General features: G+C 68.9%; 19 protein-coding genes and 2 pseudogenes. 8 read left to right on the forward strand and 13 right to left on the reverse strand.

Going from position 1 to position 19239, the window contains the following annotated elements:
• Positions 1 to 562, reverse strand: a pseudogene (locus A5781_RS12105) (protein translocase subunit SecD); the annotation flags it as partial.
• A 115-nt stretch (positions 563 to 677) separates the two neighbouring features.
• A complete protein-coding gene (gene yajC / locus A5781_RS12110) occupies positions 678 to 1019 on the reverse strand; it encodes a preprotein translocase subunit YajC (protein ID WP_067205632.1) in 342 nt (113 codons plus the stop codon).
• 205 nt (positions 1020 to 1224) lie between these two features.
• Here yajC and gabT point away from each other — a divergent pair, with 205 nt between their 5' ends.
• Complete coding sequence (gene gabT, locus A5781_RS12115; RefSeq protein ID WP_067205635.1) at positions 1225 to 2565, forward strand: 4-aminobutyrate--2-oxoglutarate transaminase; 1341 nt, start codon at positions 1225 to 1227, stop codon at positions 2563 to 2565.
• A 152-nt stretch (positions 2566 to 2717) separates the two neighbouring features.
• Positions 2718 to 6242: a carboxylic acid reductase gene (gene car / locus A5781_RS12120; RefSeq protein ID WP_067205640.1), complete on the forward strand. Its 3525-nt coding sequence runs from the start codon at positions 2718 to 2720 to the stop codon at positions 6240 to 6242.
• A gap of 62 nt (positions 6243 to 6304) precedes the next feature.
• Here the strand turns inward: car and A5781_RS12125 are convergent, their stop codons facing one another.
• From A5781_RS12125 to ruvC, 7 genes and pseudogenes are all read right to left on the reverse strand, one after another.
• Positions 6305 to 6991, reverse strand: coding sequence for a hypothetical protein (locus A5781_RS12125; protein WP_067205644.1), 687 nt, complete (start codon positions 6989 to 6991; stop codon positions 6305 to 6307).
• Between the two features lie 128 nt (positions 6992 to 7119).
• Positions 7120 to 7506, reverse strand: coding sequence for a DUF1304 domain-containing protein (locus tag A5781_RS12130; protein WP_067205648.1), 387 nt, complete (start codon positions 7504 to 7506; stop codon positions 7120 to 7122).
• A gap of 160 nt (positions 7507 to 7666) precedes the next feature.
• Positions 7667 to 8320, reverse strand: coding sequence for a hypothetical protein (locus A5781_RS12135; protein WP_067205650.1), 654 nt, complete (start codon positions 8318 to 8320; stop codon positions 7667 to 7669).
• Positions 8321 to 8570: 250 nt separating this feature from the next.
• Positions 8571 to 9617, reverse strand: coding sequence for a Holliday junction branch migration DNA helicase RuvB (gene ruvB / locus A5781_RS12140; RefSeq protein ID WP_067205653.1), 1047 nt, complete (start codon positions 9615 to 9617; stop codon positions 8571 to 8573).
• 1 nt (position 9618) lies between these two features.
• Positions 9619 to 9717 (reverse strand): annotated as a pseudogene (locus A5781_RS26180) (hypothetical protein); the annotation flags it as partial.
• On the reverse strand, positions 9714 to 10313 hold the full coding sequence (ruvA, locus tag A5781_RS12145) for a Holliday junction branch migration protein RuvA (protein ID WP_067205661.1): 600 nt from the start codon (positions 10311 to 10313) through the stop codon (positions 9714 to 9716). The pseudogene A5781_RS26180 and the gene ruvA, both read right to left, overlap by 4 nt.
• Positions 10310 to 10864, reverse strand: coding sequence for a crossover junction endodeoxyribonuclease RuvC (gene ruvC, locus A5781_RS12150; RefSeq protein WP_067205663.1), 555 nt, complete (start codon positions 10862 to 10864; stop codon positions 10310 to 10312). The genes ruvA and ruvC overlap by 4 nt, the downstream gene beginning before the upstream one ends.
• 181 nt (positions 10865 to 11045) lie before the next feature.
• On the opposite strand from ruvC, the gene A5781_RS12155 reads away from it, so the two are divergent.
• The 5 genes from A5781_RS12155 to A5781_RS12175 are packed head-to-tail and all read left to right on the forward strand — an operon-like array spanning position 11046 to position 14673.
• A complete protein-coding gene (locus A5781_RS12155; protein WP_067205666.1) occupies positions 11046 to 11657 on the forward strand; it encodes a DUF4178 domain-containing protein in 612 nt (203 codons plus the stop codon).
• Between the two features lie 9 nt (positions 11658 to 11666).
• A complete protein-coding gene (locus tag A5781_RS12160) occupies positions 11667 to 12179 on the forward strand; it encodes a DUF2617 family protein (RefSeq protein WP_067205668.1) in 513 nt (170 codons plus the stop codon).
• Complete coding sequence (locus A5781_RS12165) at positions 12176 to 12607, forward strand: DUF4247 domain-containing protein (RefSeq protein ID WP_067205875.1); 432 nt, start codon at positions 12176 to 12178, stop codon at positions 12605 to 12607. The genes A5781_RS12160 and A5781_RS12165 overlap by 4 nt, the downstream gene beginning before the upstream one ends.
• A gap of 27 nt (positions 12608 to 12634) precedes the next feature.
• Positions 12635 to 13090, forward strand: coding sequence for a DUF350 domain-containing protein (locus A5781_RS12170; protein WP_067205674.1), 456 nt, complete (start codon positions 12635 to 12637; stop codon positions 13088 to 13090).
• Positions 13087 to 14673 carry a polyamine aminopropyltransferase gene (locus A5781_RS12175; RefSeq protein ID WP_067205677.1) on the forward strand — a complete coding sequence of 529 codons (1587 nt, stop codon included), beginning with the start codon at positions 13087 to 13089 and terminating at the stop codon, positions 14671 to 14673. Before A5781_RS12170 ends, A5781_RS12175 begins: the two co-directional genes overlap by 4 nt.
• 7 nt (positions 14674 to 14680) lie before the next feature.
• On the opposite strand, the gene A5781_RS12180 is transcribed toward A5781_RS12175, so the two are convergent.
• The 4 genes from A5781_RS12180 to pdxS form a co-directional block, all read right to left on the reverse strand.
• Positions 14681 to 15436 carry a YebC/PmpR family DNA-binding transcriptional regulator gene (locus A5781_RS12180; RefSeq protein WP_067205682.1) on the reverse strand — a complete coding sequence of 252 codons (756 nt, stop codon included), beginning with the start codon at positions 15434 to 15436 and terminating at the stop codon, positions 14681 to 14683.
• 144 nt (positions 15437 to 15580) lie between these two features.
• Positions 15581 to 16177: a pyridoxal 5'-phosphate synthase glutaminase subunit PdxT gene (gene pdxT, locus A5781_RS12185; RefSeq protein ID WP_067205685.1), complete on the reverse strand. Its 597-nt coding sequence runs from the start codon at positions 16175 to 16177 to the stop codon at positions 15581 to 15583.
• Positions 16174 to 17010: an acyl-CoA thioesterase II gene (gene tesB / locus A5781_RS12190; protein ID WP_067205689.1), complete on the reverse strand. Its 837-nt coding sequence runs from the start codon at positions 17008 to 17010 to the stop codon at positions 16174 to 16176. The genes pdxT and tesB overlap by 4 nt, the downstream gene beginning before the upstream one ends.
• 13 nt (positions 17011 to 17023) lie before the next feature.
• The gene (pdxS, locus tag A5781_RS12195) at positions 17024 to 17872 is read right to left on the reverse strand and encodes a pyridoxal 5'-phosphate synthase lyase subunit PdxS (RefSeq protein WP_231990695.1); all 849 of its coding nucleotides are present in this window, start codon (positions 17870 to 17872) and stop codon (positions 17024 to 17026) included.
• 288 nt (positions 17873 to 18160) lie between these two features.
• On the opposite strand from pdxS, the gene A5781_RS12200 reads away from it, so the two are divergent.
• Positions 18161 to 19237 (forward strand): PPE family protein, encoded by a 1077-nt coding sequence (locus A5781_RS12200; RefSeq protein ID WP_067205695.1) that lies wholly within the window; start codon positions 18161 to 18163, stop codon positions 19235 to 19237.
• The last annotated feature ends 2 nt before the right edge of the window (positions 19238 to 19239 follow it).

The raw sequence follows: 19239 nt of genomic DNA on the forward strand, positions 1-19239 counted from the left end.
ATGCGATCGTCGGCAGCGTCAGATGTGTATAAGAGACAGGTGCGGGCTGGCCCGGCGGCGGCGCTTGGCCCGGTGGGGGCGCCTGGCCGGGCGCCGGCTGACCCGGCGGCGGGGCCTGGCCCGGGGGCGGCGCCTGCCCCGGGGGCGGCGCCTTCGGGGCGGGCTTGGGCTGGACGGCCTGCGCCGGCATCGAGTTCAGCACCGGGCGGATGTAGAGGCGGGCTGTCTGGCCCAGGTTGCGGGCCTCGTTGCCGTCATTGCCGGGCACGGTGATGACCAGGTTGTCGCCGTCGACAACCACTTCGGAGCCGGACACGCCAAGCCCGTTGACCCGCGCACTGATGATCTGCTGTGCCTGTGCCAGCGCATCCCGGCTCGGGCGCGACCCGTCCGGGGTGCGGGCGGTCAACGTGACGCGGGTACCGCCCTGCAGGTCGATGCCGAGCTTGGGGGCGGCACGCTTGTCCCCGGTCAGGAACACCAACAGGTAGACGCCGACGAGCAGCAACAAGAAAACCGACAGGTAGCGGGCAGGGTGCACCGGCGCCGAAGACGATGCCACGTTCCTTCTATCTCCTCGAGTAGCGGTTCTTACCCCGGACAGAGCCCGGAACAGAGCCTAGTGCCGCGCACGCGTCCGTTGCGCAAGCGGTCCGCCGCGGCGGCGGGATCTTCCGTCAGGAATCCTTGGTAACCCGGCCCTCGTCGGATTCTGCCAAGTCGTCGGAGTCGTCACCGTCGGCCAGGTCTTCATCGTCGTCGGGCAGGATCCGGTCGCGGATGGCCAGCTTCATCCACGTGGTCACCACGCCGGGGGCGATCTCGAGATCGATGGTGTCCTCCGTGATCGCGACGACCGTCGCCTCCAGACCGGACGTCGTGTGGACGCGGTCCCCCGGCTGCAGTGACTCGTGCAGGTCGATGGTGGCCTGCATCGCGCGCTTCTGGCGCCGCGACGCGAAGTACATGAACCCACCCATGATGAGTAGGAAGGGCAGGAACAGGATCAAACTCTCCATGAACGGGCCTGTCTTTCGTAGTGGCGTTTAAGGCATTTCTTGTCGCCGGGTGCCGGACGGCCCGCGGGCCGCGCACCTCGTACCGGCCAGTGTGCCATTGCCGCAGGTCGCTCTCGACCGCCGCGGTGCGCGGGAGGCCCGATGGCGCCGCGCCGGATAGGCTTTAGTGGCGACGTGACAGGCGCGCCGCGGTGAGGAGGAAATCGTGGCTGGCCTCGAGCAGACTCGCCAGCTGGTCACCGAAATCCCCGGTCCCGCTTCGCTGGAACTGACCAAACGGCGCGCCGCGGCGGTGTCCCATGGGGTGAACGTCTCGCTGCCGGTGTTCGTCGCGCGCGCCTCCGGCGGCATCATCGAGGACGTCGACGGCAACCGGCTCATCGACCTGGCGTCGGGCATCGCGGTGACCACCATCGGCAATTCCGCACCCCGGGTGGTGGAGGCCGTGCGCGCGCAGGTCGCCGAGTTCACTCACACCTGTTTCATGGTCGCGCCGTACGAGCAGTACATCGCCGTCGCCGAGGAGCTCAACCGGATCACGCCAGGCTCCGGCGAGAAGCGTTCGGTGTTGTTCAATTCCGGCGCCGAAGCGGTCGAGAACGCCGTCAAGGTCGCGCGCACGTACACGCGCAAGCCCGCCGTCGTGGCGTTCAACCACGCCTATCACGGCCGCACCAACCTGGCGATGGCGCTGACCGCCAAGTCCAAGCCCTACAAGAGCGGCTTCGGCCCGTTCGCGCCGGAGGTCTACCGCGCCCCGGTGTCCTACCCCTATCGGGACGGACTGCTCGACAAGGAGCTGGCCACCGACGGGGAGAAGGCCGCCGCGCGGGCGATCGACGTGATCGAGAGCCAGGTCGGTGCCGACAGCCTCGCCGCCGTCATCATCGAACCGATCGCCGGCGAAGGCGGATTCATCGTGCCCGCCGAGGGATTCCTGCCCGCCCTGCTCGACTGGTGCCGCAGCAACGACGTGGTGTTCATCGCCGACGAGGTGCAGACCGGCTTCGCGCGCACCGGCGCGATGTTCGCCTGCGAGCACGAGGGCATCGAACCCGACCTGATCTGCACCGCCAAGGGCATCGCCGACGGGCTGCCGCTGTCGGCGGTCACCGGCCGCGCGCCGATCATGGACGCATCGCACGTCGGCGGTTTGGGCGGCACATTCGGCGGTAACCCAATCGCTTGTGCGGCAGCACTGGCCACCATCACCACGATCGAAAGCGACGGACTGATCGAGCGCGCTCAACAATTGGAACGGCTGATCACCGAACCATTGTTGCGTCTGCAGGCCAGCGATGACCGGATCGGCGATGTGCGTGGCCGCGGGGCCATGATCGCCATCGAGTTGGTGAAGTCAGGGACCTCGGAACCCGACGCGGAGCTGACTCAGAAATTGTCCACCGCGGCCCACGCCGCCGGGGTCGTCGTGTTGACCTGCGGCATGTTCGGCAACATCATCCGGCTGCTGCCGCCGCTGCCGATCGGCGACGAGCTGCTCAACGAGGGGCTCGACATCCTCGGCCGGCTCCTGGGCGACCTGTAAGTCCTGGGGACTCATCGGCCCGCGTGGGCAATCTCACAACGTCCGCCGCGGCGAGCCCATGGTGGAATAACGTTACTTTAGCTAACGTTCTAACCGTCAGCGCATCGGCGCGAAAAACGACTCACTATCTTTCATTGCAAGGGAATTTGTTTATGTCGACCATCAATCGCGACGAGCGGCTCGAGCGCCGCATCGAGGACCTGACCGCCAACGACCCGCAGTTCGCCGCCGCGCGCCCCGACCCGGCGGTCGAGGCCGCCGTCGAAAAGCCCGGGATGCCACTCCCGCAGGTCATCCGGACCGTGCTCGAGGGGTATGCGGACCGGCCGGCCCTCGCGCACCGCGTGGTGGAGTACGTCGAGGACGCGGCGACCGGACGCACCAGGCTGGAGCTGCTACCCCGCTACGAGACCATCACGTACCGCCAGCTGGGCGACCGCGTCGAAGCGCTCGGCCGCGCGTGGGCCAACGACGAGGTACACGTCGGTGACCGGGTCTGTGTGTTGGGCTTCAACAGCGTCGACTACGCCACCATCGACATGGCGCTGGCCGTCATCAGCGCGGTGTCGGTGCCGCTGCAGACCAGCGCATCGCTTACGTCGCTGCAGCCGATCGTGACCGAGACCGAGCCCACCGTGATCGCGGCGAGCGTGAACCAGCTGCCCGAGGCCGTGGAGTTGATCCTGAGCGGCCACCGGCCCGCCAAGCTGGTGGCGTTCGACTACCACCCCGAGGTCGACGACGAGCGCGAGGCCGTGGAAACCGCGCGCACGCGGCTGGCAGACGCCGGCGTGCTGGTCGAGACGCTGGCCGAGGTGCTCGAGCGCGGCAAGGCGCTGCCGGAGGCCGCCATCGCGGTGCCCGACTCCGACGACCCGCTGGCCCTGCTGATCTACACCTCCGGCAGCACCGGCGCACCCAAGGGCGCGATGTACCCGCAGAGCAACGTCGCCAAGATCTGGCGCCGGGGCAGCAGGAACTGGTTCGGCGAAAGCGCCGCGTCGATCACCCTCAACTTCATGCCGATGAGCCACGTCATGGGCCGCGGCATCCTCTACGGCACGCTGGGCAACGGCGGCACCGCCTACTTCGCCGCCAAGAGCGACCTCTCCACGCTGCTGGAGGACCTCGAACTGGTGCGGCCGACCGAGCTGAACTTCGTGCCGCGCATCTGGGAGACCCTGTTCGGCGAATTCCAGCGCCAGGTGGAGCGGCGGCTGGCCGACGGTGCCGACCGCGCAGCGGTCGCGGCGGAGGTCCTGGCCGAGCAGCGCCAGTACCTGCTGGGCGGGCGGTTCATCTTCGCGATGACGGGCTCGGCCCCGACCTCGCCGGAGTTGCGCACCTGGGTCGAGTCCCTGCTCGAGATGCACCTGATGGACGGCTACGGCTCGACCGAGGCCGGGATGGTGCTGTTCGACGGCGAGATTCAGCGCCCGCCGGTGATCGACTACAAGCTCGTCGACGTGCCGGACCTGGGCTACTTCAGCACCGACCGGCCGCACCCGCGCGGTGAGCTGTTGCTGCGCACCGAGAACATGTTCCCCGGCTACTACAAGCGGGCCGAGACCACCGCCAACGTGTTCGACGAGGACGGCTACTACCGCACCGGTGACGTGCTCGCCGAGATCGCGCCCGACAAGCTTGTGTACGTCGACCGCCGCAACAACGTGCTGAAGCTGGCGCAGGGCGAGTTCGTGACCCTGGCCAAGCTCGAGGCCGAGTTCGGCAACAGCCCGCTGGTGCGCCAGATCTACGTCTACGGCAACAGCTCCCAGCCCTATCTGGTGGCCGTCGTGGTGCCCACCGAGGAGGCGCTGGCCTCGGGCGACCTCGAGACGCTCAAGCCGAAGATCGCCGACTCTCTGCAGAACGTCGCCCGTCAGGTGGGCCTGCAGTCCTACGAGGTGCCGCGCGACTTCATCATCGAGACCACACCGTTCAGCCTGGAGAACGGTCTGCTGACCGGCATCCGCAAGCTGGCATGGCCGAAGCTGAAGCAGCACTACGGCGAGCGGCTCGAGCAGCTCTACGCCGAGCTCGCCGAGGGGCAGGCCAACGAGCTCGCCGAATTGCGCCGCAACGGCGCGAACGCAGCGGTGCTGCAGACGGTGAGCCGGGCCGCGGCCGCGATGCTGGGCACGGCGAGCACCGAGCTGACCCCCGACGCGCGCTTCACCGATCTGGGCGGAGACTCGTTGTCGGCGTTGACGTTCGGCAACCTGCTGCGCGAGATCTTCGACATCGACGTCCCGGTGGGCGTCATCGTCAGCCCGGCCAGCGACCTGCAGGCCATCGCCAACTACATCGAGGGCGAGCGCCAGGGCACCAAGCGGCCGACCTTCGCCGCAGTGCACGGTCGCGACGCGACCACGGTGCACGCCGGCGACCTCACCCTGGACAAGTTCCTCGAGGCCGAGACGCTGGCCGCCGCGCCCAGCCTGCCCAAGCCCACCACCGAGGTGCGGACGGTGCTGTTGACCGGCGCGACCGGCTTCCTGGGCCGCTACCTGGCGCTGGAATGGCTCGAGCGCATGGACATGGTGGACGGCAAGGTGATTGCGCTGGTCCGCGCCAAGTCCGACGACGAGGCTCGCGGCCGGCTGGACAAGACCTTCGGCGTGGGCTCCCCGCACGGCGATCCGAAGTTGGTGACGCACTATCAGGAACTCGCCGCCGACCACCTCGAAGTCATCGCCGGTGACAAGGGCGAGGCCAACCTCGGCCTGGACCAGCTGACCTGGCAGCGGCTGGCCGACACCGTCGACCTGATCGTCGACCCGGCCGCTCTGGTCAACCACGTCCTGCCGTACAGCGAGCTGTTCGGCCCGAACGCGGTAGGTACCGCCGAACTGATCCGGATCGCGCTCACCACCAAGCTGAAGCCGTACACCTACGTGTCGACGATCGGCGTCGGTGACCAGATCAAGCCGGGCGAGTTCGTCGAGGACGCCGACGTCCGGCAGATCAGCGCGACCCGCGAGATCAACGACAACTACGCCAACGGCTACGGCAACAGCAAGTGGGCCGGCGAGGTACTGCTGCGCGAGGCGCACGACCTGTGCGGACTGCCCGTCGCGGTATTCCGGTGCGACATGATCCTGGCCGACACCACCTACGCCGGACAGCTCAACCTGCCGGACATGTTCACCCGGCTGATGCTGAGCCTGGTCGCCACCGGTGTCGCACCCGGTTCGTTCTACGAGCTGGACGCCGAGGGGAACCGTCAGCGTTCGCACTACGACGGCCTGCCGGTCGAGTTCATCGCCGCGGCGATCTCCACGCTGGGGACGCAGGTGCTGGACACCGGGGACGGCTTCCAGACGTACCACGTGATGAACCCGTACGACGACGGCATCGGGCTCGACGAGTACGTCGACTGGCTGATCGACGCCGGATATGGGATCCAGCGGATCTCCGACTACGGCGAATGGCTGCGGCGGTTCGATCAGACGATGCGCGGCCTGGCCGAGCGGCAACGCCAGTACTCGCTGCTGCCGCTGCTGCACAACTACCAGCAGCCCGAGAAGCCGATCAACGGATCGATGGCACCGACCGACCGCTTCCGCGCCGCGGTGCAGGAGGCGAAGATCGGCCCCGACAAAGACATTCCACATGTCTCGGCGCCGATCATCGTCAAGTACATCACCGACCTGCAGTTGCTCGGACTGCTGTAAGCACAAGACAGCGATCGCCCAGTCCGTCGCGGACTGGGCGATCGCTGTTCTAGCTGAATCGGTTACTGCTGTGGGTGCGGCCAGCGCAGGTACGCGGCGTTGGCACCCGACGCCGGGCGATGGCGACGCCACCCCCGCTTCGGCTCCGGGTCGGCAGCCGTGCGCGGCTTGGTCAACGCGCCGGAGGACACCTCGGCGGGCTCGTACGCCGAGTCGCGGTAGGGCTCGACGCCCGGCGCCGCGGCGGCTGTCGCCGGCGCGATGGGCTGGACGTCACGCGCCAACCGCGCGGCCGTGCGGGCCAGCACGACACCGCCGACGAAGACGATCAGCGCACCCAGTCCGGAGAAATAGGTGACCTCGAGCACCGCACGCTTGCGCTCGGTGGCGGCGACCGGGTCACCGGCGGAGCCGATTCCCAGCAGCGGCGCGAGCTGACCACCGACGACGAACCAGGCGCCGGCCAGCACCGCCAGCCATCCGCCCAGCATGGCCGCCACCCGATTTCCAGCGACGATCAACAACAGACCGCCCAGCACGGTCGCGGCTCCCGGCAGGACCTCGAGCCACCCACGAGCCGAACTCCACGCCCACTCCCGATCGGGTGTGTAGGCGAAATTGATGCGCGGTCCGACAAACGGTATTAACGCCCCCCAAGCTCCCAAGATGACCAGGAGCAATCCGCTGACCGCGCCACGCGAACGCGGCATGCTCAGCCCGCGGGTTTGGCCGTCTTCTGCGTATTTCATGACTTCCCCTCGTTGAATACCGGGCCTATTTCCGGCCGGAGATGGGTACCCGGCGGTTTCTAGTCGTAACCCATCGGGCGCGCGAAAACCACCGTGCCCCGTGACTATTGGTGCTGATGAGGCTGCTGTTACTGCTGAAGTCCGAGCAGCAGCAGCACGATCGCGATCACCGGGAAGATGCCCTGCGTCACCGCGGCGCGCGCCTTCTCCGGCGCGGACAAGAGCAGCACCACCGCGGCCGCCGCCATCGAACCGACACCGGCGAAAATCAGGGCTGCACCAACGGCGTTGTGCCGCAAGACGATCGCGACAATGCCCAGGCCGCTGACCACCGCCAGGAACAAGTTGTAGAAGCCTTGGTTGAAGGCCAGCAGCTTGGTGGTCTCGGCCTCCTCGGCCGTGGTGCCGAACGTGGCACGGGTGCGCGGCGAGGTCCAGGTCAACGATTCCATCACGAAGATGTAGATGTGCAATAACGCCGCCAATGCGGCGAATACCAACCCGGCGGCGATCATCGCTCCTCCTCGCTTGTCGAGGCCCGCGCGATGGTCACGCAAGCATCCCGCATGTCCCGGCGCCGGTGACTCTACCGATCTGCGGGTGGCGGAGTGCCCTGACGCGAAGGGCGCCGGTAGCCAACGGCTACCGGCGCCTCCCGAGTTGCTAGTTACCGCCCTACACGCCGGCGTGGTGGCGGCGGTGGAACAGGCCCCGCCCGCGGGGCTCCGGCTCGGGCGCCGTTGCGTCCGCCCGCGCCCGCGTCACGCCGTGAGTCTCGTCGTACATGGCGGGCTCACCCGCCGGTACGGCGTCCCCGGCCACTGGCGCCGGTTCCCTCACCATGACATCGCGTGCGTGCCGAACCGCCAGGCGCGCCACGGCCGCCCCGCCCAGGAACACGATCAGGGCGCCCAGGCCGGTGAAGTAGGTGATCTCGAGCAGGGCTCGCTTCAGGTCCGTCGACGCCACGGGCTGACCGAGGCCCCCGATGCCCAGCGTCGACGCGAAGGCGCGGCCCACCACGAACCAGGCGCCGCCGGCGACCGCCAGCCAGCCGCCGAACACGGCGCTGGCCCGGTTACCGGACAACAGCACGAGCAGGCCGCCCGCTGCCGTAGCGGCCCCGGGAAGCACCTCGAGCCAGCCCTTGGTCGTCGTCCACGTCCATGCCGGGTCGGACATGTACGCCCAATCGATGTTGGGCCCGAAGAACGGCACCAATGCGCCCCAGGTACCCAACAGAATCAGGAGCAGGCCGGTCAGCGCGCCGCGGGTGCGCGGCATGTACAGCGCGCGAGGGCGTTCATAGTCGTAGCGCGTGGTCCTCATCAGAATCTCCTTCAACAGGTATTGCTGTTGTGAGCCTGGTTACCCGGCGGCGCCTACGTATAACCTGGCGCGGGCCACGCATGTGGTTTGCTGCGACCTTTCACCTAGGTGCGCGCGGCGCTGGCTGCGGCCCTCTGAGCAGGCCGGATCCCGCCGGCGCACGTCCGCGCACCGGTCCGGCGGAAAGGTCACGATTTGGCCGCAAGGGCAGGCCGCCGACGGTGGCGGCCCGCTTCGCCCGCCTACGCCGCTAGTCGAACAGACCGGGTTGGCCCAAACCGGCCGCCCCCGCCGGCGGGCTCATGCCCAGGTGGGTCCACGCCTGAGCGGTGGCCACCCGGCCCCGGGGGGTGCGGGCCACCATCCCGGCGCGAACCAGGAACGGCTCGCACACCTCCTCGACGGTGGCGGCCTCCTCGCCGACGGCCACCGCCAGCGTCGAAACCCCGACCGGCCCCCCGCCGAAACTGCGGGTCAGCGCCGACAGCACCGCCCGGTCCAACCGGTCCAGGCCGAGTTCGTCGACGTCGTAGACCGCCAGCGCGGACTTGGCGACGTCGCGAGTGATCACCCCGTCGGCGCGGACCTCGGCGAAGTCCCGGACCCGGCGCAGCAGCCGGTTGGCGATGCGCGGTGTGCCGCGCGAGCGCCGGGCGATCTCCTCGGCCGCCTCGGCGCCCAGCTCGATACCCAGGATGCCGGCGGAGCGGGCCAGCACCCGCTCCAGCTCGGCTGGCTCGTAGAAGTCCATGTGCGCGGTGAAGCCGAACCGGTCGCGCAGCGGGCCGGTCAACGCGCCGGACCGGGTGGTCGCGCCGACCAGGGTGAAGGGCGCCACCTCCAGGGGAATCGACGTCGCGCCGGGACCCTTACCCACCACCACGTCGACCCGGAAGTCCTCCATGGCCAGGTACAGCATTTCCTCCGCGGGCCGCGCGATGCGGTGGATCTCGTCGATGAACAGCACGTCGTGCTCGACCAGGTTGGACAGCATGGCCGCGAGGTCGCCGGCGCGTTCCAGCGCGGGGCCCGACGTCACCCGCAACGACGTCCCGAGTTCGGCCGCGATGATCATGGCCAGCGACGTCTTGCCCAGCCCGGGCGGACCCGACAGCAGGATGTGATCCGGTGTGCCGCCGCGGTTCTTGGCTCCCTCGATCACCAGTTGGAGCTGTTCGCGCACCCGCGGCTGGCCGATGAACTCTTGCAGCGAACGCGGCCGCAGGCTGACGTCGACGTCACCCTCCCCGACGGCCAGCGCCGGGGAAAGCTCGCGGTCGGCGTAGTCGTCAGTCATTTGCGCCGCTCTCCCCCCAAGCGGGTGGTGCCCCCACCTCATCGCTCCGTCCCCCGCAGGCTGGCGGTACCCCAACTGCATCGTCGCCGGCGCGGGTCATCGCGACTTACCCAGCAGCGACAGGGCGGCGCGCAGGGCGCCGGACGTCGTCGCGTCCTGCTCGCTGGCCAGCACCTTGTCGGTGGCCTCTTCGGCCTGCTTGACGGCGAAGCCCAGACCGACCAGGGCCTCGATCACCGGCCCCCGGACCGCGTGCCCGTTCACCACGGATGCGCCACCCGGTGCGCCCGCCGCGACGGCGCCGACCTTGTCCCGCAGCTCGAGCACCATCCGCTCGGCGCCGCGTTTACCGATCCCGGGCACCCGGGTCAGCGCGGTGACGTCGCTGTCGTGCAGCACCTGCCGCAGCGCCGCGGCGTCGTGAACCGCCAGTGTCGCCATGGCCAGCCGTGGCCCTACGCCCGACACCGTCAGCAGCGTCAGGAAGAGGTCGCGGGTGTCGGAGTCTCCAAATCCGTACAGCGTCATCGAGTCCTCGCGGACCACCATCGCGGTGATCAGCCGGGCCTCGGTCCCGGTGCGCAGGGTCGCCAACGTCGACGGGGTCGCGTTCACCCGGTAGCCGACGCCGGCGGCCTCGATCACCGCATGGTCGAGCGCCACCTCGAGCACCTCGCCGCGCACCGACGCGATCATCGCGCGGCCTTGAGCTTGGCCAGATACTTATGCCGCTGTTGCTCGGCCAGCGCCTCGGCCGCGGCCATCCGTGCCATCATCGGCGCCCGCCAGCAGTGACAGATCGCCAGCGCCAGCGCGTCGGCGGCGTCGGCCGGGGTCGGTTTGGCTTGCAGCGCAAGGATTTTGGTGACCATCGCGGTGACCTGAGCCTTGTCCGCGGCGCCGTTGCCGGTGACCGCGGCCTTCACCTCGCTCGGGGTGTGAAAGTGCACGTCGATGCCGCGCTTGGCGGCCGCCAGCGCGACGACCCCGCCGGCCTGCGCGGTGCCCATCACCGTCGAGACGTTCAGCTGGGAGAACACCCGCTCGATGGCCACGACATCCGGTTGATGGGTGGCCAGCCAGTGCTCGACGGCATCGCTGATGGCCAGCAGCCTGTGGGCCAGCGGCACATCAGACGGGGTCCGCACCACGTCGACGTCGAGCGCGACCACGTTCCGCCCGCGACCAGTTTCCACCACCGACAGTCCGCATCGGGTCAGCCCGGGGTCGACGCCCATCACGCGCATTGCCCGCTCCCACCTGTAGAACAGCTGTTCGATACCCTAGCGGCCGGGGGCGACGGCTCCGCGGAGGACACGCGGCGGCGCCGCCGATTCCCGGCTCGGGACGTTACAGCGCCGAACCCGCGCAAAAGCTGTTAGCTTTACCCCACGTTCGCTCAAGCAATGTGGCAACGGAAGGGTTTGCGTGGGATCACTGCTGGTCATTATCGCGATCGTCCTGTTCATCGCGTCAATCGTGGTGTTGGTCATCGCTTTGCGGCGCCCCAAGCAACCGGCCCCGCCGCGCGGACGCCAGGATCCCCTCTCGTTCAACGCGATGCCGGAGTTCGGCCCCCGTCAACTCGGCCCTGGCGCGATCGTCAGCTACGGCGGCGTCGACTACGTGGTCCGCGGATCGGTGACGTATCGCGAGGGCCCGTTCGTGTGGTGGGAGCATCTGCTGGAGGGCGGCGACCAGCCGATCTGGTTCAGCGTCGAAGAGGACGACGGGCGCCTCGAGCTGGCGATGTGGGTCAGCCGCAAAGACATCCAGCTGCATCCGGGCGACTCCTATGTCGTCGATGGGGTGACGTTTCACGAGTCCGAACGCGGTCGCGCCTCGTTCACCACCGAGGGCACCACGGGCCTGCCGGCGGGCGGCGAGATGGAGTTCGTCGACTGCGCCAACTCCGACGAGTCCGCGCTGCTCTCGTTCGAGCGCTGGGCGCCCGGCATGCCGTGGGAGGTTTCGACCGGCAAGCCCGTGCTGACGGGCGAGCTGACCGTGTATCCGGCGCCCCCGCCCTCGTCCCCCTAGGGCGCGTCGGTGCCCCTTCATCAACTCGCCGTGGCCCCTTCGGACGTCTCCGGGCAGAAGCTCGGACTCGCGCTCAACGCGCCCGCACCGCCGCCGCTGGCGACCTGCCTTCTGCGCCACCCCGGTGGCGGCGCCCTGCGGCTGGGGGTCCTGGGCGCATCGCACGTCGTCACCGTCGAGCACGGCGCGGACCGGTTCTCCGAAGAGGTCTCCTGCACGGCACGCGGCCTCGGCGTCGACCTCCCGGAGCACACGGCCGCGCCCGGCTACTCCCTGCAGTCCCGCACCGACTCCTACGACGAGGCGGCCTTCCGCCGCATGGCGCGCGACCTTCGTGACCGGTGTGCGCGGGAAAAGGGTTGGCTCGGTGGCACTTTCCCCGGCGACGACGCCGCGCTGACCGCGCTGGCCGCCGAACCCGACGGCGCCGGCTGGTATTGGCAGACCTGGCACCTCTACCCGCGCAGCCCTTTTGGATCCGGCGGCGACGTGGTCCACACGGTGAGCCGGTGGCACCCGTGAGCCGCAATCGCCTGTTCGTCATCGCCGGTGCGCTGGCCGTCGCCGCCGTCGCCTGCCTGGTGCCCGGAATCATCTTGTCGCAGAAGAACATTGCTTCCTACATCGCGAGCCACTATCACGAGTACTCCCACGACGCGAACGGGAAGCGCTACGAATGCAGCGGACCTCCCGACGACGTGGCCGACACGCTCGCCGAGTATCAGGCCCCCGAGGCGCGGGCCGCCAACGGCGACAGTGAGTACCTGCGCTACAGCAGCAACATCGTGATCGTCGGCCCCGACGGCAATCGCCCGTGCAGCATCCGCTTGGAAGGCCTGAACGCCGGATACAGCCACGGCGCCTTCATCTTCCTGGGCCCCGGATTCACCCCCGGCTCACCCTCGGGCGGCGCCGGAGGTACGCCCGGCGGCCCCGGCGGAACCAAGTGACGGCTCACCACCACAAAGGAGAAAACCATGTACCTCGCCGTCGAGATCGGCACCGTCGACCTCAACCCCGTCCTGAAGGGCGCAGTCGCAACGATTTTGTACTTCCTGGTGGGCATGGCAGTGCTGCTTGTGGGGTTCTACGCGGTCGACGTGTTGACCCCCGGCAATCTGCGCCGGCTGGTGTTCATCGACCGCCGCCCCAACGCCGTCATGGTCGCGGGTGCGATGTATATCGCCCTGTCCATGGTCATCATCACCGCCATCGCGAACAGCTATAGCCAGCTGGGCCAGGGGCTCGTCGGCGTGGCGGTGTACGGGCTGATGGGCGTGATCCTGCTGGGGATAGCGCTGCTCACGATGCACCTTTTGATACCGGGCAGTTTCCACGAGCACATCGACGAGCCGGAGCTGCATCCGGGATCGTTCGCGGTGGCGCTGATATTGCTCGCCGTGGGAGGGGTCACGGCCGCTGCGGTGTCATGACGTCCGTTGATCTGCCGGTGCCAGAGGTGAGCCGGCCCGCGGAGCCTTCGGTGCGCTGGCGCGCCGTGCTGCTGGCCGCCGTAGCGGCATGTGCGGCGTCAGGCATCGTCTACGAACTCGCGTTGCTCACGCTGGCGGCGAGCCTCAACGGCGGCGGCATCGTCGCCACCTCACTGATCGTCGCGGGCTACATCGCCGCGCTCGGCGTGGGCGCCCTGTTGGTCAAGCCGCTGCTGGCGCACGCGGCGATCGCGTTCATCGCGGTGGAGGTGCTGCTGAGCATCGTCGGCGGGTTGTCCGCGGCGGCGCTGTACATGGTGTTCGCCTTCATCGACGACGAGTCGATGTGGATGCTGGCGGTGGGCACCGCCCTGATCGGTGGGCTGGTCGGCGCCGAAGTGCCGCTGCTGATGACGATGCTGCAGCGCGGCCGCAGTGGCGAGGCGCCCGACACGGGCCGGACGCTGGCCAACCTCAACGCCGCCGATTACCTCGGCGCGCTGCTGGGCGGACTGCTGTGGCCGTTCCTGCTGCTGCCGCAGCTGGGCATGATCCGCGGCGCGGCGGCCACCGGCATCGTCAATCTCCTGGCGGCGGCCGTGGTGGCGATCTTCGTGCTGCGCCGAGTCGTTTCGGCCCGCCAACTGGCGACGGCGCTGTGCGCGCTCGCCGCCGCGCTCGCCCTCCTCGTCACGCTGCTGGCGCGTTCGGCCGACATCGAGACCACGAGCAGGCAGCGCCTCTACGCCGACCCGATCATCGCCTACCAACACTCGGCCTACCAGGAGATCGTCGTCACCCAGCGCGGTAACGACATGCGCCTTTACCTGGACGGGGGCCTGCAATTCTCCACCCGGGACGAGTACCGCTACACCGAAAGCCTGGTCTACCCCGCGCTCGGGGCGAGCGGGCGATCGGTCCTCGTCCTCGGGGGCGGCGACGGGCTGGTGGCCCGCGAGCTACTGCGTCAGCCGGGCCTCACGAGGATCGTGCAGGTGGAGCTCGACCCCGCGGTGATTCAGTTGGCGCGCACCACGATGCGCAGGGCCAACGGCGGCTCGCTGGACAGCCCGCGGGTCAAGGTGGTGATCGACGACGCGATGCGCTGGTTGCGCTCGCCGCACCCGGACGTCGTCCCGCCCGGCGGCTTCGACGCGGTCATCGTCGACCTGCCCGACCCCGACACCCCGGTCCTGGGCCGGCTGTATTCGACCGAGTTCTACGCACTTGTCGGGCACGCGCTCGCCGAAGATGGCCTGATGGTCGTGCAGGCGGGCAGCCCGTTCTCGACGCAGACCGCGTTCTGGCGCACCGCCTCGTCCATCCGCGCGGCCGGCTACGCGGTGACGCCATACCACGTGTATGTGCCGACTTTCGGTGACTGGGGTTTCGCGCTGGCGCGCCGTGGGGGAAGCGCGCCCACGCCCACCGTGCCGCCCAACGCGCCCCCGCTGCGTTTCCTGAACCAGCACGTCCTCGACGCCGCCACGGTGTTTCCCGACGACACCCGCCCCCGCCCGCTTGAGCCGTCGACGCTGGACAATCCGCGGATCGTCGACGACATGCGGCACGGTTACGACTAGATCTGGCTCACTCCTCGTCGAGAGCGGCGAGCACCTCGTCCGACAAATCGACGTTGGTCCAGACGTTCTGCACGTCGTCGCTGTCCTCTAGGGCGTCGACGAGCTTGAACACCTTCCGGGCGCCGTCGACGTCCACCGGCACGCTGACCGAAGGCTGGAAGCTGGCCTCAGCGGACTCGTAGTCGATCCCGGCGTCCTGCAAGGCGGTGCGCACCGCGACCAGATCGGTTGGCTCCGAGATGATCTCGAAGCTCTCACCGAGGTCGTTGACGTCCTCGGCGCCGGCGTCGAGAACCGCCGTCAGCACGTCGTCTTCAGTGAGCCCGTTCTTCTCCAGCGTGACGACGCCCTTGCGGGTGAACAGATACGAGACCGAGCCCGGATCGGCCATGGTGCCGCCGTTGCGGGTCACCGCCACCCGGACCTCGCCGGCCGCGCGGTTGCGGTTGTCGGTCAGGCATTCGATCAGCACCGCCACGCCGTTGGGCCCGTAGCCCTCGTACATGATCGTCTGATAGTCGGCGCCGCCGGCTTCCTCGCCGGCGCCGCGCTTGCGGGCACGCTCGATGTTGTCGTTGGGCACCGAGGTCTTCTTCGCCTTCTGGATGGCGTCGTAGAGCGTCGGGTTGCCCGCCGGGTCCCCACCGCCGGTCCGCGCGGCGACCTCGATGTTCTTGATGAGCCGGGCGAACTCCTTGCCTCGGCGCGCGTCTTTGACGGCCTTCTGGTGCTTGGTGGTGGCCCACTTGGAATGGCCGCTCATTGGTGTCTCTTACCTCTTCTGTCTTCGAAAGTTCGCCAGATGAGTCTACGTGGACGGCCGGCGGCGATTGCCCGGCCGCTCCCCTGGCGGCCCAGCCGCCCCAGCAGTCACAAGAACGCGGGTATGCGCTGTCACGAAGGTGCGTCAGGCGTCGCCGTTGACGATGTCCACGAAGAGCTGGTGGACGCGCCGGTCGCCGGTCATCTCGGGGTGAAACGCCGTCGCCAGCTTCGCGCCCTGCCGCACCGCGACCGTGTGCCCCGACGCTTCGGCCAGCGCCTGCACGTCGTCGCCGGCCCGCTCCACCCAGGGGGCGCGGATGAACACCGCGCGCACCGGACCGTCCAAACCGACGAACGGTATGTCGCCCTCGAACGAGTCAACCTGCCGTCCAAAGGCGTTGCGCCGCACCGTCATATCGATCGCACGCAGCGGCAGCGCCTCCCGGCCGCCCGCGCCGGCGTCGAGGATTTCGCTGGCCAGCAGGATCATGCCGGCGCACGCGCCATAGGCCGGCAGCCCGTCGGCCAGCAGCCCGCGCAGCGGCTCCAACAGGTCGAGGTCGAGCAGCAGGTGGCTCATGGTGGTGGATTCGCCACCGGGAATGACCAGCCCGTCGACCTTCTCCAGCTCCGCGCGGCGCCGCACCGGCATCGACTCGGCCCCCGCTTCGCGCAGCGCCGCCAGGTGCTCGCGGGTGTCGCCCTGCAGCGCCAGCACCCCGATCAGGGGACGGCTCACGGCTGGAATCCGCGCGGGAAGCGGGTCAGCCCCTCCTGCATGACCGCCGCCACCATCTCGCCGGACTGGGTGAAGATCTTGCCCTGGCATAGCGAGCGACCGCCGCTGGCCGACGGCGACGACTGGTCGTAGAGCAGCCACTCGTCGGCCCGGAACGCCCGCATGAACCACATCGCGTGATCCAGCGACGCCACCTGCAGGTGCTGGCGGACGTCGAGGTGGTTGACCTGCGCCGACCCCAGGAGAGTGAGGTCGCTCATGTAGGCCAGCGCGCAGATGTGCAGCACCGGGTCATCCGGCAGCGGGTCGCGGTGGCGAAACCACACCTGCTGCTGGGAGGCCTTGCCGGGCGACAGCTGCAGGCGCTCGCGCGGCACGATGCAGACGTCCCATTCCTCGAACTGCTTGAAGCCGGCGTCGTCGAACACCTTGATCGAGTCCAGCCCGGGCAGCCCGTCGGGCGGCGGCGCGGCCGGCATGACGTCCTGGTGGTGGATGCCCTCCTGGTCGGTCTGGAAGGACGCCCCCATGCTGAAGATGATTTCGCCGTGCTGGATCGCGTTGACGCGCCGGGTGGCAAAGGAGCCGCCGTCGCGGGTGCGCTCGACGATGAAGACCGTGGGCTGGTTGGCGTCCCCGGGTCGCAGGAAGTAACCGTGCAGCGAGTGCACCTGATAGCGCGGGTCGACCGTGCGCACCGCCGAGACCAGTGACTGCCCGGCCACGTGGCCACCGAACGTGCGCTGGAAATATCCCGACTCCGGACTGAACACCCGACCGCGGTAGATGTTGACCTCGAGTTGCTCAAGATCAAGGATCTCTTCGATCGCCACCAATAGCCTCGGCTTACCAGCCGCGTTCGGCCAGCCGATGGGGCTGAGCGATCTGCTCGACGTTGATGCCCACCATCGGCTCGCCGAGGCCGCGCGACACCTTGGCCAGCACGTCCGGGTCGTCGTAGAACGTGGTGGCCTTGACGATGGCGGCGGCGCGCTGCGCGGGATTCCCCGACTTGAAAATCCCCGAGCCGACGAAGACGCCCTCGGCTCCGAGCTGCATCATCATCGCCGCGTCCGCGGGGGTGGCGATGCCGCCGGCGGTGAACAGGGTGACTGGCAGCTTGCCGGCCCGGGCCACCTCGACGACCAGGTCGTAGGGCGCCCGCAATTCCTTTGCGGCCACATACAATTCGTCTTCCGACATCGACGTAAGCCGCCGGATCTCGCCACCGATCGCCCGCATGTGCGTGGTCGCGTTGGAGACGTCTCCGGTGCCGGCCTCGCCCTTGGACCGGATCATCGCCGCGCCCTCGCTGATGCGGCGCAGGGCCTCGCCCAGATTGGTGGCCCCGCACACGAACGGCACGGTGAACTTCCACTTGTCGATGTGGTGGGTGTAGTCCGCGGGGGTCAGCACCTCGGACTCATCGACGTAGTCGACGCCGAGGCTCTGCAGGATCTGCGCCTCGACGAAGTGCCCGATACGCGCCTTGGCCATCACCGGGATCGTCACCGCGGCGATGATGCCCTCGATCATGTCTGGGTCGCTCATCCGCGACACGCCGCCCTGGGCGCGGATGTCGGCGGGCACCCGCTCCAGCGCCATCACGGCGACAGCGCCCGCGCCCTCCGCGATGCGGGCCTGCTCCGGGGTGACGACGTCCATGATGACGCCGCCCTTGAGCATCTCGGCCATGCCGCGCTTGACGCGCGCGGTGCCGGTTCGTCCGCTGCCGTTGGGTGACGCGGCGGTATCCACTGCTGATCTCCTTCAACCGTTGTCGCCCCAGTCTAGTGGGGGCAGGAGACGAGTTTTCCCACTGTGGGGCCCACAAAAGCGGCCGATTGGCCCTAGGCCCGTAAATCGACCCCTTGCTACACACTTCATGGTTAGTTTGCTCACATCGGGTCTTCGAACGCGACGGATAGCGGGCCACCTGGTAACGGGGATGGCGGCCGCCGACCTGGCTGAGGAGGGGTCAGGATGTTCCCGGATTTCGTGCTCTTGCCGCCGGAGATCAACTCCGCGCGGATGTATGCGGGACCGCGCTCGGGTTCGATGTGGGCGGCGGCGGCGGCGTGGGACGCGTTGGCCGCCCAGTTAGGCTCCGCGGCAAGTTCCTTCCAGTCGACGGTGTCGACCCTGACGGGTGGGGCATGGCAGGGTCCCGCGTCGATGACGATGGCGACGGCCGCCGCCCCGTACGTGCAGTGGATGACCGCGACGTCGGCGCAGGCAGAGTTGGTGGCCAACCAAACCCGGTTGTCGGCAGCCGCGTTCGAGGCGGCGTTCACCGCGACGGTTCCCCCGGAGGTGGTTGCGGCCAACCGGGCGCTGCTGATGTCGCTGATCGCGACCAACCTTCTGGGCCAGAACACCGCGGCTATCGCGGCGACCGAAGCCCAGTACGCCGAGATGTGGGCCCAGGACGTGACGGCGATGACCGCCTACGATGCCAGCACCCAGGCGGCCGAGGCGACGTGGACGCCGTTCAGCAACCCGCCCCTCACCCTGACGAGCCTGCCCACCCCGACCTTCACCTCCTTCGGGGAGCAGCTGCTCCAGGCCCTGACCCAGATGTTGACCCAGCAGCTGATGAACCCGATGTCGCAGCTGCAGATGCTCTCGACGCCCGCCCAGTTCGCGATGGAGCCCATGAACATGATGGTGGGCCAGCTGATGTCCGGCACCAATCCGTTGCTGAGCGGCGCCGGCAGCGTCCCCGCGATGGATCCGGTCATGGCGTCGACGGTCAGCCCGGGCACCGGCGGCCCCATGACCGCGCAACTCGCCGGGCGCATGGTCTCGGCCAGTACGGGCCGGGCCGGTTCGATTGGGGCGCTATCCGTCCCGGCGACCTGGGCCGACGCGGCGCCGGAGGTGGCCCCGACTCCCGCGGCCACCGTGGCACCCGGTGCCCCGGTCAGCCCCATTTCGGCGAGCCTGCCCACCACGCCGCACCTGCCCTCCACGGGCATCCCCGGGCGAGGGACGGCCACGGCCACACATTCGATCGCCGGAACGCGCGAAGGTCTGGCATCGCGCGCGGTGCCGAGTTAGTC

The sequence above is a fragment of the Mycobacterium sp. 852002-30065_SCH5024008 genome (assembly GCF_001665645.1).
In the GTDB taxonomy this organism is placed as follows: domain Bacteria; phylum Actinomycetota; class Actinomycetes; order Mycobacteriales; family Mycobacteriaceae; genus Mycobacterium; species Mycobacterium paraffinicum.